The sequence below is a fragment of the Pseudomonas marginalis genome (assembly GCF_001645105.1).
Taxonomy (GTDB): Bacteria; Pseudomonadota; Gammaproteobacteria; order Pseudomonadales; family Pseudomonadaceae; genus Aquipseudomonas; species Aquipseudomonas petroselini.
This window is the reverse complement of sequence record NZ_LKEG01000044.1, coordinates 289,423-302,360: the sequence shown is the minus strand read 5'-3', so window position 1 is coordinate 302,360 and position 12,938 is coordinate 289,423. Positions and strand designations below refer to the sequence as shown.

The following is a 12,938-nucleotide window of genomic DNA, read 5'->3' as shown; positions in this document are numbered from 1 at the left end:
CGAGTTACGAGCCTGTTGGCCACGAACAATAGCAGCCCACCGCCAGAGTGTGCGTGGCATTCACCTCGCGTCCCGCTTCAAGGGCCTTCAAGATCGGCTCAATAAAACTGTTGCTGGAATTGCACGTGAGGCCTTCGCTGTAGGGGCCGAAATACGCGAGCTTGCCGCTGCGGTCCCAGATGCCCACTGCCGGGCTGGCCGGTACTTGGTCGGCACCGGGCAGTGCGGTGAGGGTTTTCATGCGGCGCAGGTTGTCGGGCAGTTGGCCGTGGCTGCCGGGCTTTTGCAGGGCGTAGAACTCGACGCCTTGGGGCGCGTAGTGCTCGATCAGCTCGCCCAGGTGCTGCTGGTTGCCGACGTTGCAGGGGCAGGCGGGGTCCCAGAAGTGCACCAGGCGGATCGGGCCGGGGCCGGCGAGGTCGGCAGGCAGTTTCAGCGGGTCTCCGGAAAACACCGCCGTGTGTTCGCTGAAGGCGCGCAGGTAGCGGCCCTGGAACCAGTCATACGCGGCCCACAGCACGCCGGTGCAGATAATCAGGATCAGGCTGGCGAACAGGGCGGTACGGTAGGGCTGTCGCATTCAGATGTATCCTCGAAGGTCGCGTAGCTTGCCATGCTTGTCCTGACAGATGAATATCGCAGCTCGATATTCATCTTCGCCGTCAGTCTGGAACCGTTTATGCCCGTCACCTTTGACCCCGATCATCTGCGCGAAAGCTTGCGGCCCCTGGTGGATGCACAGCCGCTTTCAGCCGAGGCACGGGTCTATCAACGTTTCTACGGGCTGGACCTGGCGGCGCGCAACGTTCCGGTGGTCAGCCGTCTGGGACGCTTCGAGGTGGACGGCTTCGAGGTGGTCGCGCAAGTGTGGTGGCCGCCCGTGCCGGTGGCGACGATGTTCATGTTCCACGGCTTCTACGACCATATGGGCTTGTATCGCCATGTGGTGGACTGGGCGTTGGACCAGGGCTTCGTGGTGATCGCCTGCGATTTGCCGGGGCACGGCCTGTCCAGCGGCGCGCGCGCCAGCATCGATGATTTTGCGGTGTATCAACAGGTGGTGCAGGCGCTGTTTGGCCAAGCCGAAGCACTGCAACTGCCGCAACCTTGGCACCTGTTCGGGCAAAGCACCGGCGGCGCGGTGGTGGTGGATCACGTGCTCAACCATGGCGTTGAGAGCCCGGCCCAAGGCAAGACGTTCCTGCTCTCGCCACTGGTGCGGCCGCGTGCCTGGGGCTGGTCGCAGGTCAGCTATTACCTGTTGCGGCCATTCGTCAAAGGCATCGCGCGGCGGTTCAGCGAGAACACCCACGATCCCGCGTTCAAGCCCTTCCTTGAGGCCGACCCGCTGCAGCCGCGTCAACTGCCTACCGCCTGGGTGGGCGCCTTGGCGCGCTGGATCAAGCGTATCGAAGCCGCACCGCGCAGCCCTCGGAGGCCGGTGATTGTGCAGGGGGAGGAAGATATGACGGTGGACTGGCAGCACAACTTGCAGGTGCTAAGGAGCAAGTTCGACCAGCCCGAGGTGTTGATGCTGCCGCGTGGCAGGCACCATTTGGCGAATGAGATACCGGAGATTCGCGAAGCGTATTTCACGTACCTCACCGATCACCTGAAGTAACTCAATCTAACAAATGAGGGAGGGGGCTTGCCCTCTCCCTCATTTGTTACTGCGTCAGGCTAGAGGTGCTTTGGCCGACCGCAAGGCCCGCGCGAATGGCTGCCAGCGCCGCCTGGTAATACGCCTTACCCTCCGGCGACTCCGCAAACGTAGCGAATTCTTCCAGCTCCGGGTCAGACAAATCTCGATAGACGTACAACAACGTGTTGTTCAGATCTTTGTCGATCTGCTGCATCAGCCGCTCGCGTTGGCCATTCAACATGCCCTGGGCCTGACCACCGCCCAACAAACCGGGGATCATCTGGCTCAGGCTGTCGGCCGCCACACCGGCAATCGCCAGGCTGACTTCCGCGCCGGCTTCACGGGCGGGCAGGGCCTGGGCCAGGTGGCCGATGATCAGGCTGCGGGTCGCGTCGGCTTGGATTTTCGGCAAGCCCTGGGCGTTTTTTGCCAACTGGTCGCGGCGCGTGGCGAGCAACTCAGCGGCGACGATCTTGCGGCCCAGGGGCGATTGGAAAAAGGCCAGGGCGGGCTTCGGGTCCGCCAGGTTCTTGCGCAATTGCGCCTCGGCGCGCTGGTCCATGGACTGGGCGGCAAAGCGTTTATTACTGTTGTCCACCAGCGCCTGGTACACCGCTGGCGGCAGGCTATTGCGGTAGCGTTGCTGGGCGGCACTGAGGGCGTCATTGAAATGTGCACGTTGTTCGGCCCAGCCGGCGACCTTGTACAACTGGTCATGGCCGTCTGCCCAGGCGGGCAAAACGCAGAACATCAGCAATGAAAAAAACAAACGACGCATATGGACTCCTGTCAGTCGGCCACTATTGTCCGTGTCGGGCGTAGGATTTGTCGAGAAGTCCTATCAGTCACCTGACTAAAGTGTATTCAGACGCTCGGCGGCTCTGTCGGATTCACAGGCGTATGGATACTATGCGCGCCATGCAAATACCCCTCGATCACCCTTTGCTGCAACGTATTGTCGACGACCTGGCCGAAAAGGGCTGGTCCCGGCAGGACGGCTTCCTACCCCAGGCTCTGACCCTGGAACTGGCGGCTGAGTGCCATAAACGTGCAGCCGAGGGTGAGTTGGCTCCGGCAGCGGTGGGACGCGGTCCGACCCAGGAGATTCGCGAAGGTATTCGCGGCGACCACATCCAGTGGCTGGAAGAGGGCGATGCGGCGGTCTGCGACACCTATATGGCGTTGATGGACAGCCTGCGCCTGGCCATGAACCGCAGTTTGTTCCTCGGCCTTGAGGATTTCGAAAGCCACTTCGCGCTGTACCCGCCGGGGGCGTTTTACCTCAAGCACCTGGACCGCTTCCGCGACGATGACCGGCGCATGGTCTCGGCGGTGATCTACTTGAACGACGCTTGGCTGCCCGAGCATGGCGGCCAGTTGCGCATGTACCTCAAGGACGGCGTCGAATACGATGTGGTGCCCACGGGCGGTTGCCTGGTGGTGTTCCTGTCGGGCGAAGTGCCCCACGAAGTCATGCCCGCTACGCGCGAACGCCTGTCCCTCACCGGCTGGTTTCGCCGGCGGGGCAACGAGCCGTTTTAAGCATGCAAAAGATTCTGATCAGCCGCTGTCTGCTTGGCCACAAGGTGCGCTACGACGGCGGGGCCAGCGGGCCATTCGACCTGTTGGCGGTGTGGCAGGCCGAGGGGCGCGTGGTTGCGATCTGCCCGGAAGTGTCGGGTGGCTTGCCGACGCCGCGCCCGGCGGCGGAGATTCCGGGCGGGCAGGGCGTGGATGTGTGGGAGGGCCGCGCTCAGGTGCTGACCGCTGAGGGCGAAGATTTCAGCGCCGCGTTCCTTGATGGCGCCCGCCAGGCATTGGCGCTGGTGCAGCGCCACAACATCCGCATCGCTGTGCTCAAGGCCAATAGCCCGTCGTGCGGTAACCTGCAGACCTACGACGGCACCTTCAGGGGCGTGAAGGTGGCAGGCGAAGGCGTCACCACGGCGCTGCTCAGGCAGCATGGGGTACAGGTGTTCAGCGAGCTGGAACTCCCCGAGGCCGCCGCCGCCCTGACCCAACTCTCAAGCCCTGCCTAGATCAAAAATTGTGGGAGGGGGCTTGCTCCCGATAGCGGTGAGTCAGTCAACCATGCAGTCACTGACACTCCGCAATCGGGAGCAAGCCCCCTCCCACCGTTGATCTACTGTGCCTTGGCTACCGGTGTGTCGCCTTCAAGCCACTTCTGCGCCAATGCCTTTAATCGGCCATCCGCCTTCAAGCGTTGCAACGCCTTGTCCAGGCTCGCCTTGAACGCCGGATTACCCTTCTGGAACGGGATCGCCAGCTCAGGCTTCTCGTTGTAAGGCTCACTGAAATCGAACCGATCCTGCAGCTCGGCAGTCATAGCGATATGGTTGATGGCCACGTCGTACTTGCCGGTTTCCACCCCCGGCAGCAGGTCGGTGTCATCGGTGGTGATAAACGAGGGGCGCACGTCCATCTCCTGGGCCAGTTGCTCACCCAGTTCCACTTCGAAGCCAGTCAGTTTGTCGCCTTGCTTGAAGTTGAACGGCGGGGTGTTGGCTTCAACGGCGATGCGCAGTTCGCCACGGTCGAACACATCATCGACCAGTTCGGCATGCGCCAAAGGGCTCAGAAGAGGAAGCAGCAGTAACAGGCCAGGCGAAAAGCGCATGGTCACTCCTAAAGAATTCGAATGTGCGAGGCGCCGTTCAGCCTCGCTTTGCTATGGTGTTGAGTGCCTTGGACCGCAATTTGTCGCGAAGTTGTCATAACCCTACAGATTTCATAGAAAAACTGGAGAAGCGAATGAAAGCCCTTTTGTCCCGTGCAACGATTGCCAGCCTGCTGCTGGGTGCTTCGATGTTGGCCACCGCCGCCGACGGCATCCCGCGCAGTGCTCCACCTGAAGGCGCCAAAGTATTCATCGTGTCGCCAAAAGACGGCGCCACCGTCGACAAGACCTTCACCGTCAAATTCGGCATGGAAGGCCTGAAGCTGGCCCCGGCCACCAGCCAGGATCCAGACACCGGTCACCACCATCTGCTGATCGACCAGAAAGAACTGCCTGACGCGAGCGTGCCGATCCCCGCCACCGACACCGTGATCCACTACGGTAAGGCCCAGACCGAAACCGAGCTGACCCTCACCCCAGGCAAACACACGCTGCAACTGGTTGCCGGCGACAAACTGCACATGCAGTTCAACCCGACTGTAGCCTCGAAAGTGATCACGGTTAACGTCAAGTAAGATGTGTTCAGATGAAAAAAAGGGAGCCCCGAGGGTCTCCCTTTTTCGTGCTGCGATCGAAACCTTAGAACAACACGCGGCTACGAATCGTGCCGTTGATGTGCTGCAGCTTCTCTTGCGCCAGGTCCGAGTACTCGGCGTCGACGTCGATCACCACGTAGCCGACTTTCTCGTTGGTCTGCAGGAACTGACCGGAGATGTTGATGCCGTTTTCCGCGAAGACCTTGTTGATCTCCATCATCACGCCAGGGATGTTCTGGTGGATGTGCAGCAGACGATGCTTGCCAGGGTGAGCCGGCAGGGCCACTTCCGGGAAGTTGACGGACGAGACCGACGTACCGTTGTCGCTGTACTTGACCAGCTTCTCCGACACTTCCAGGCCGATGTTGGCTTGGGCTTCAGCGGTGGAACCACCGATGTGCGGGGTCAGGATCACGTTGTCCAGGCCACGCAGCGGGCTTTCGAAGATGTCGTCGTTGGAGCGTGGCTCTACCGGGAACACGTCGATGGCGGCGCCGATCAGGTGCTTGTCCTTGATCGCGTCGGCCAGGGCGTCCAGCTCGACCACAGTGCCGCGTGCAGCGTTGATCAGGATGCCGCCTTTCTTGATGGCGCGGATTTCCTTCTCGCCGATCATCCACTGGGTCTCAGCGGTTTCCGGAACGTGCAGGGTCACGATGTCGGACATCCCCAGCAGCTCGGTCAGGCTCGACACTTGCGTGGCGTTGCCCAGCGGCAGCTTGGTCAGGGTGTCGTAGAAGAACACCTGCATGCCCAGGCCTTCCGCCAGGACCGACAGTTGCGTACCGATCGAACCGTAACCGACGATACCCAGCTTCTTGCCGCGGATTTCGAAGGAGTTGGCCGCGCTTTTGATCCAGCCGCCACGGTGGCAGGAAGCGTTCTTCTCAGGAATGCCGCGCAGCAGCAGGATAGCCTCGGCCAGCACCAGTTCCGCAACGGAGCGGGTGTTGGAGTACGGTGCGTTGAACACCGCGATGCCGCGCTCGCGCGCTGCGTTGAGGTCGACCTGGTTGGTGCCGATGCAGAAACAGCCGACCGCCACGAGTTTCTTGGCGTGATCGAAGATCTCTTCGGTCAGCTGAGTGCGGGAGCGAATGCCGATAAAGTGCGCGTCGGCGATCTTTTCCTTGAGCTGGGCTTCCGGCAGAGAACTGGTGATGTACTCAATGCTGGTGTACCCGGCGGCTTTCAGAACGTCGACAGCCGATGGGTGGACGCCTTCCAGAAGAAGGAACTTGATCTTGCTCTTATCGAGAGAAGTCTTGCTCATCTGCGTAAACCTGTATCCCGGAGAAAAATGGCAGGGAATCGAGCAGCGCAAGCTGACCCGGACGGCAGGAAAGCCGTCACCGCAGAAACGCCCTTGGGCTCTGTCCTGCGGGGGCGGTATGCTAGCATATGCGCCCCGCTAACACTCATTCCTGCGACGTGAAGCGTTCTCAGGATGACCATGAATTGTTCGAGAGTTCTGTCGATGACCCATCCTGCCCTGATTGATGAGCTAAAGACCCTGGTTGAGCCCGGCAAAGTGCTGACCGATGCCGACTCCCTGGAGGCTTACGGCAAGGATTGGACCAAGCATTTCGCACCCGCGCCGACCGCCATCGTCTTCCCCAAGACGACCGAGCAGGTGCAAGCCATTGTTCGTTGGGCCAATGCACACAAGGTGGCGCTGGTGCCGTCGGGTGGTCGTACGGGCCTGTCGGCGGCGGCCGTGGCGGCCAATGGTGAAGTGGTCGTCTCGTTCGACTATATGAACCAGATCCTCGACGTGAATCTCACCGACCGCACCGCCGTGTGCCAGCCGGGCGTGGTTACCAAGCAATTGCAGAACGTCGCTGAAGAAAAAGGCCTGTACTACCCGGTGGACTTCGCGTCGTCGGGCTCCAGCCAGATTGGCGGCAATATCGGCACCAATGCCGGCGGGATCAAGGTCATTCGCTACGGCATGACCCGCAACTGGGTGGCCGGCATGAAGGTCGTCACCGGCAAGGGCGACGTACTGGAGCTGAACCGCGACCTGATCAAGAACGCCACCGGCTATGACATGCGCCAGCTGTTCATCGGTGCCGAAGGCACCCTGGGCTTTGTGGTTGAAGCCACCATGCGCCTGGACCGTGCGCCGAAAAACCTTACTGCGATGGTGCTCGGCACCACCGATTTCGACTCGATCATGCCGGTGCTGCACGCGTTCCAGAGCAAACTGGACCTGACCGCCTTTGAATTCTTCTCTGACAAGGCCCTGGCCAAGGTCATGGGCCGTGGCGACGTGCCAGCGCCGTTCGACACCGAGTGCCCGTTCTACGCGCTGCTGGAGTTCGAAGCCACCACCGAAGAAGTTGCCAATCACGCGCTGGAAACCTTCGAGCACTGTGTGGAGCAGGGCTGGGTGCTGGACGGCGTGATGAGCCAGAGCGAAACCCAGCTGCACAACCTGTGGAAACTGCGCGAGTACATCTCCGAGACCATTTCCCACTGGACCCCTTACAAGAACGATATCTCGGTGACGGTCTCCAAAGTCCCAGGGTTTTTGAAAGAAATCGACGCGATCGTCGGCGAACACTACCCGGATTTCGAAATCGTGTGGTTCGGCCACATCGGCGACGGCAACCTGCACCTGAACATCCTCAAGCCGGAAAACCTGAGCAAGGATGAGTTCTTCGCCAAGTGCGCCACCGTGAACAAGTGGGTATTTGAAACCGTCCAGAAGTACAACGGTTCCATCTCGGCCGAGCACGGTGTGGGCATGACCAAGCGTGATTACCTGACCTACAGCCGCTCGCCGGTTGAAATCGAATACATGAAGGCCGTCAAAGCGGTGTTCGACCCTAACGGGATCATGAACCCCGGCAAGATCTTCGCTGTTTAACTGCCCTTAAGGAGTCGTTCCATGAGCTACCAGCACAAGTATGTCGACGGCACCAACATTCACTTTCCGGTCGGTAAAGTGGTGTGTATCGGGCGTAACTACGCCGAGCACGCCAAGGAACTGGACAACCCGGTGCCGACCGAACCGTTGCTGTTCATTAAACCGGGCAGCTGTGTGGTGCCGCTGGAAGGTGGTTTCAGCATCCCTACCGAGCGCGGTTCGGTGCACTACGAAGCGGAAATCGCGGTATTGATCGGCAAGCCGTTGTCGAACAAGCCCAGCCGTGAAGAAGTACTGGACGCCATCTCCGGCTTCGCCCCGGCCCTGGACCTGACCCTGCGCGACAAGCAGGCCGAGCTGAAAGCCAAGGGCCTGCCGTGGGAAATCGCCAAGTCGTTCGACGGTGCGGCGGTGATTGCGCCGTTCGTAGTGGGCAGCACTTTCCAGGACGTGACCGATATCGGTATCCGCCTGAGCATCAATGGCGAAGTGCGCCAGGACGGTAACAGCGCGCAGATGCTCAACCCGATCATCCCGATGATCCAGCACATGGCCGGCTGCTTCTCGCTGCAGGCGGGCGATGTGATCCTCACCGGCACCCCGGCCGGCGTGGGCCCGCTGAATGTGGGTGATGAGCTGGTGCTGGAACTGTCGGGTGTGAACCGCTTCGAAAGCAGCGTGCGCTGACGAAACGCGGTTAAAACTGTGGGAGGGGGCAAGCCCCTCCCACCTTTATTTGTGTGTCGCCGCAAAATCCAAGTTTTTGCATTTTTTTCACACCCCATCCGGATAATCCTCTGCCTCAAGCGCGCGGGTCCGTTGTTCCTGTGCTATCACCTAACGCTGACTTTCCGGAAAAGTGCCCAATGGCCGTGCCCCTGCCTACCGCCACCCCTAAGCTGCGTTCCCGTTTTGCCCTGCGCTGGTATTCCTGGGTGTTTCTCGCCGGGGCGATTGTGTACGGCATTGCCTGGGCCATGCACTGGGATGATCGCGGTGTGCTGTGGGTGCTGGAACGTTTCGAAACCACCGCTGAGCGCCAGGAAAGCGTGTGGTTGCCGGACTACCACGCAGTCATCGACGCCAAGTTGCTACCGGGTATGGAGAAGGACGAGGCCTCGGACCTGGCCTATAACCCCCAGACCAAGACGCTGTTCTCGGTCATGGGCAAAAACCCGTTTCTCGTCGAGCTGACCTTGCAAGGTGATGTGCTGCGCAAGATGCCGCTCAACGGATGGAACAACCCCGAAGGGCTGACAATGATGGAAAACGGCCTGATGGCCGTGGTCGACGAGCGCCAGCATAGCCTGAGTATCGTCAAGGTCGACGCTGCCACCACGGCGCTGAACAAGGCCGACTTCCCAAGTTATGACCTGGGCCCGTCCAAGGACCAGAACAAGGCCTTTGAAGCGATCACCTGGGATAAGCGTAACCAGCAATTGGTCCTGGGCGAAGAGCGCCCGCCGGCACTGTTTACCTGGAAAAGCGATGGCAGCCAGACCCTGGCGGGTAACAAGGTGAAGCTGACCAACACCGAGCTGGACATGCGCAACCTCTCGGCACTGGCGGTCGACCCGCGCACCGGGCATCTACTGGTGTTGTCGGCCGACTCCCATCTGCTGCTGGAGCTGGACGAGAAGGGTGAGCAAGTCAGCTTCATGACCTTGCTGGGCGGTTTCAATGGCCTGAAAGACACCATTCCGCGTGCCGAGGGCGTGACCATGGACGACGACGGCACGCTCTACATGGTCAGTGAGCCCAACCTGTTCTATCGCTTCGAAAAGCAGAAATAACAACTGATTACGTCGGATATGTCGCTGTGTGCGGCATTCGCCAGACATCAGGGCGCGTTTAAGTTTAAATTCAGACAGGCGTGATATTCATTCGCCACTTTTGACTTTGAGCCCGCCCCGATGCGTCGACTAGCCCGCCCCAAACCCGTTTTCTCTATTCTTGTGTTGATCGCGCTGATCAGTGCCGGGGCCGTTGCGCAGCACTTTCGCCTGTTCGAGCGTGCCTGGTTCAACTGGCAGGCGTGGCGTCAGCCGACGAATGAGCGCTCCATCGGCTTGGCGGATTACCGTGTGGCGCTGGAGGCCCAAGTGATCGAAGGACTCGATGACGATGTGTCGGCCCTGACCTACGACCCGGTGCGCAAAAGCCTGTTTACCGTCACCAATAAAAACGCCGAGCTGATCGAGTTGTCCCTTGAGGGCAAGATCCTGCGGCGTATTCCCTTGGTGGGCTTCGGCGATGCCGAGGCGGTGGAATTTATCAGCGACAACATTTATGTCATCAGCGATGAGCGCCAGCAGCGGCTGATCAAGGTGCATGTGGACGACGACACCCAATTCCTCGATGCCGCCGATGCGGAACAGATGACGCTGGGCCTGCACGTGGGGGGCAACAAGGGCTTTGAAGGCCTGGCCTATGACTCGGTGGGCAAGCGCCTGTTCGTGGCCAAGGAGCGCGACCCGATGCTGATCTACGAGGTCCACGGCTTCCCGCATTTCAAACCGGAAAAAACCTACTCGGTGCACGTGATCAACAACCCCAAGCGCGATGCCGGGCTGTTTGTGCGTGACCTGTCGAGCCTGCAATACGATGAGCGCAGCGGCCATTTGCTGGCGTTGTCGGATGAGTCGTTCCTGGTGCTGGAACTGGATATCGACGGTCGCCCGCTAAGCAGTCTGTCACTGCTGAACGGGCGCCATGGCCTGACGAAGCGGGTGCCGCAGGCCGAAGGGATCGCCATGGATGACGAGGGCACGTTGTACCTCGTCAGCGAGCCGAACCTGTTCTACGTCTTCAAGAAACCCAGTTCCTGAAGATACTGCATGACTAATGGGGTGTTCTCAGGCCTTGAGGGTTTTCACGCCTTCAGAGGTGCCGAGCAACAGCACATCCGCCGGGCGCGCCGCGAACAGGCCGTTGGTGACCACGCCGACGATCGCGTTGATCTGCGTCTCCAGCTCTACCGGGTTGGTGATCTGCAGGTTGAACACGTCAATGATGATATTGCCGTTGTCGGTCAACACGCCTTCGCGGTACACCGGGTCGCCGCCCAGTTTCACCAGCTCGCGAGCCACGTGGCTGCGGGCCATCGGGATCACTTCCACCGGCAGCGGGAACGCGCCGAGGACCGGCACCAGCTTGCTGGCGTCGGCGATGCAGATAAAGGTCTTGGCCACGGCCGCGACGATCTTCTCGCGGGTCAGGGCTGCGCCGCCGCCTTTGATCAGGTTCAGGTGTTCGTCGCTTTCATCGGCGCCGTCGACGTAGAACTCCAGGTCGCTCACGGTGTTGAGCTCATACACCGGAATGCCGTGGCCCTTGAGGCGAGCGGCGGTGGCTTCGGAGCTGGCCACGGCGCCGTCGAACGCGCCCTTGTGCTGGGCCAGCGCATCGATAAAGCAGTTGGCGGTGGAGCCGGTGCCGACACCGACGATGCTTTTGTCGTCGAGTTTAGGAAGGATTAAATCGACGGCGGCCTGGGCCACTGCCTGTTTGAGTTGATCCTGGGTCATGCGGGCTCCGGAACGGGCGGGGAGTAAAGAGGGGCGCGAGTATAACCCAACAAAACCTCTGGATTCGTGTGGTCGCCCGCCCAAACGCTGGGTTAGACTCCTTGGCCCTGCCCAACTCGCCCAGTGATTTCCGCCGATGCTTGAACAGTACGTCAAAAAGATCCTCACCTCGCGCGTTTACGACGTTGCCGTAGAAACCCCGTTGCAGACCGCTCGCCAGCTCTCCGAGCGGCTGGGCAACAAGGTCTGGCTCAAGCGCGAAGACTTGCAACCGGTGTTCTCGTTCAAGATTCGCGGCGCCTATAACAAGCTGACGCAGCTGACCGCTGAAGAGCGTGCGCGTGGCGTGGTCACCGCGTCGGCGGGCAACCATGCGCAGGGCCTGGCCCTGGCGGCCAAGGTGCTGGGGGTGAAAGCCACCATCGTGATGCCCAAGACCACCCCCGAGATCAAGGTCGAAGGCGTGCGCTCCCGTGGCGGCAAAGTGGTGCTGCATGGCGATTCCTTTCCGGAAGCCCTGGCCTACTCGCTGAAACTGGTCGACGAAAAAGGCTACGTCTACATCCACCCCTACGACGATCCGCACACCATTGCCGGGCAGGGCACCGTGGCGATGGAAATCCTGCGCCAGCACCCAGGGCCACTGGACGCGATTTTCGTACCGGTGGGCGGCGGCGGGCTGATTGCCGGTATCGCGGCCTACGTGAAGTACCTGCGTCCGGAGATCAAGGTCATCGGCGTCGAGCCGGACGACTCCAACTGCCTGCAAGCCGCCATGGCCGCGGGCGAGCGCGTGGTGCTGCCGACCGTGGGCCTGTTTGCCGATGGCGTGGCGGTGGCGCAGATCGGCCAGCACACCTTCGACATCTGCAAGCACTATGTGGATGAAGTGATCACCGTGAGCACCGATGAAATCTGTGCGGCGATCAAGGACATCTACGACGACACCCGTTCCATCACCGAGCCGGCGGGGGCATTGGGTGTGGCCGGGATCAAGAAATACGTGGAAACCCGTGGTGTGACCGGCCAGACCCTAGTGGCCATCGACTCCGGCGCCAACGTTAACTTCGACCGCCTGCGCCATGTGGCCGAGCGCGCCGAGCTGGGTGAAGGCCGCGAAGCCATCATCGCCGTGACCATTCCCGAAAAGCCCGGCAGCTTCAAGGCGTTCTGCGAAGCCGTGGGCAAGCGCCAGATTACCGAATTCAACTACCGCTACCACTCCGGCAGCGAGGCGCACATTTTCGTCGGTGTGCAGACTCATCCGGAAACCGACCCGCGCAGTGCACTGATCGCCAGCCTCACGAGCCAGGGTTTCCCGGTGCTGGACCTGACCGAGAACGAACTGGCCAAGTTGCACATCCGTCATATGGTCGGCGGGCACGCGGCCAAAGTCAGTGACGAAGTGGTGTTGCGTTTCGAATTCCCGGAGCGTCCGGGCGCCTTGTTCAACTTTCTTAACAAATTGGGCGGGCGCTGGAACATCTCGATGTTCCACTATCGCAACCACGGCGCAGCCGATGGCCGTGTGGTCGCCGGCCTGCAAGTGCCGGCGGACGAGCGTCACCTGGTACCGGCAGCCCTGGAAGCCATTGGCTACCCATACTGGGATGAAAGCGATAACCCGGCCTACACACTGTTCCTCGGTTGAGCGACTACGCTG

General features: G+C 60.8%; 14 protein-coding genes. 9 read left to right on the top strand and 5 right to left on the bottom strand.

Going from position 1 to position 12,938, the window contains the following annotated elements:
* Window positions 1-4: 4 nt before the first annotated feature.
* A complete protein-coding gene (locus AO064_RS19585) occupies window positions 5-580 on the bottom strand; it encodes a DUF6436 domain-containing protein (protein WP_064054356.1) in 576 nt (191 codons plus the stop codon).
* A gap of 99 nt (window positions 581-679) precedes the next feature.
* Here AO064_RS19585 and bipL point away from each other — a divergent pair, with 99 nt between their 5' ends.
* Complete coding sequence (gene bipL / locus AO064_RS19580) at window positions 680-1,621, top strand: phospholipase BipL (protein ID WP_015886407.1); 942 nt, start codon at window positions 680-682, stop codon at window positions 1,619-1,621.
* A 46-nt stretch (window positions 1,622-1,667) separates the two neighbouring features.
* Here bipL and AO064_RS19575 read toward each other — a convergent pair whose 3' ends face one another.
* On the bottom strand, window positions 1,668-2,420 hold the full coding sequence (locus tag AO064_RS19575; protein ID WP_015886406.1) for a DUF2059 domain-containing protein: 753 nt from the start codon (window positions 2,418-2,420) through the stop codon (window positions 1,668-1,670).
* 131 nt (window positions 2,421-2,551) lie between these two features.
* Here AO064_RS19575 and AO064_RS19570 point away from each other — a divergent pair, with 131 nt between their 5' ends.
* Window positions 2,552-3,184 (top strand): 2OG-Fe(II) oxygenase, encoded by a 633-nt coding sequence (locus tag AO064_RS19570; RefSeq protein ID WP_043206041.1) that lies wholly within the window; start codon window positions 2,552-2,554, stop codon window positions 3,182-3,184.
* 2 nt (window positions 3,185-3,186) lie between these two features.
* The gene (locus AO064_RS19565; RefSeq protein WP_015886404.1) at window positions 3,187-3,681 is read left to right on the top strand and encodes a 2-thiouracil desulfurase family protein; all 495 of its coding nucleotides are present in this window, start codon (window positions 3,187-3,189) and stop codon (window positions 3,679-3,681) included.
* Window positions 3,682-3,785: 104 nt separating this feature from the next.
* Here the strand turns inward: AO064_RS19565 and AO064_RS19560 are convergent, their stop codons facing one another.
* The gene (locus AO064_RS19560; protein WP_064054355.1) at window positions 3,786-4,280 is read right to left on the bottom strand and encodes a transporter substrate-binding domain-containing protein; all 495 of its coding nucleotides are present in this window, start codon (window positions 4,278-4,280) and stop codon (window positions 3,786-3,788) included.
* Window positions 4,281-4,414: 134 nt separating this feature from the next.
* On the opposite strand from AO064_RS19560, the gene AO064_RS19555 reads away from it, so the two are divergent.
* Window positions 4,415-4,855 carry a DUF4399 domain-containing protein gene (locus tag AO064_RS19555; protein WP_064054354.1) on the top strand — a complete coding sequence of 147 codons (441 nt, stop codon included), beginning with the start codon at window positions 4,415-4,417 and terminating at the stop codon, window positions 4,853-4,855.
* 64 nt (window positions 4,856-4,919) lie between these two features.
* Here AO064_RS19555 and serA read toward each other — a convergent pair whose 3' ends face one another.
* Complete coding sequence (serA, locus tag AO064_RS19550; protein WP_003176761.1) at window positions 4,920-6,149, bottom strand: phosphoglycerate dehydrogenase; 1,230 nt, start codon at window positions 6,147-6,149, stop codon at window positions 4,920-4,922.
* Window positions 6,150-6,353: 204 nt separating this feature from the next.
* Between serA and AO064_RS19545 the strand changes: the two genes are divergently transcribed.
* The 4 genes from AO064_RS19545 to AO064_RS19530 all read left to right on the top strand — a co-directional run bounded on the left by AO064_RS19545 (window position 6,354) and on the right by AO064_RS19530 (window position 10,576).
* Complete coding sequence (locus AO064_RS19545) at window positions 6,354-7,748, top strand: FAD-binding oxidoreductase (protein WP_015886401.1); 1,395 nt, start codon at window positions 6,354-6,356, stop codon at window positions 7,746-7,748.
* A gap of 21 nt (window positions 7,749-7,769) precedes the next feature.
* A complete protein-coding gene (locus AO064_RS19540; RefSeq protein ID WP_064054353.1) occupies window positions 7,770-8,435 on the top strand; it encodes a fumarylacetoacetate hydrolase family protein in 666 nt (221 codons plus the stop codon).
* A gap of 179 nt (window positions 8,436-8,614) precedes the next feature.
* Window positions 8,615-9,541 (top strand): SdiA-regulated domain-containing protein, encoded by a 927-nt coding sequence (locus AO064_RS19535; protein WP_064054352.1) that lies wholly within the window; start codon window positions 8,615-8,617, stop codon window positions 9,539-9,541.
* 120 nt (window positions 9,542-9,661) lie between these two features.
* The gene (locus AO064_RS19530) at window positions 9,662-10,576 is read left to right on the top strand and encodes an SdiA-regulated domain-containing protein (protein ID WP_064054351.1); all 915 of its coding nucleotides are present in this window, start codon (window positions 9,662-9,664) and stop codon (window positions 10,574-10,576) included.
* 27 nt (window positions 10,577-10,603) lie between these two features.
* Here the strand turns inward: AO064_RS19530 and rpiA are convergent, their stop codons facing one another.
* Complete coding sequence (gene rpiA / locus AO064_RS19525; RefSeq protein ID WP_015886397.1) at window positions 10,604-11,275, bottom strand: ribose-5-phosphate isomerase RpiA; 672 nt, start codon at window positions 11,273-11,275, stop codon at window positions 10,604-10,606.
* Window positions 11,276-11,411: 136 nt separating this feature from the next.
* Here rpiA and ilvA point away from each other — a divergent pair, with 136 nt between their 5' ends.
* On the top strand, window positions 11,412-12,926 hold the full coding sequence (gene ilvA / locus AO064_RS19520) for a threonine ammonia-lyase, biosynthetic (protein WP_015886396.1): 1,515 nt from the start codon (window positions 11,412-11,414) through the stop codon (window positions 12,924-12,926).
* The last annotated feature ends 12 nt before the right edge of the window (window positions 12,927-12,938 follow it).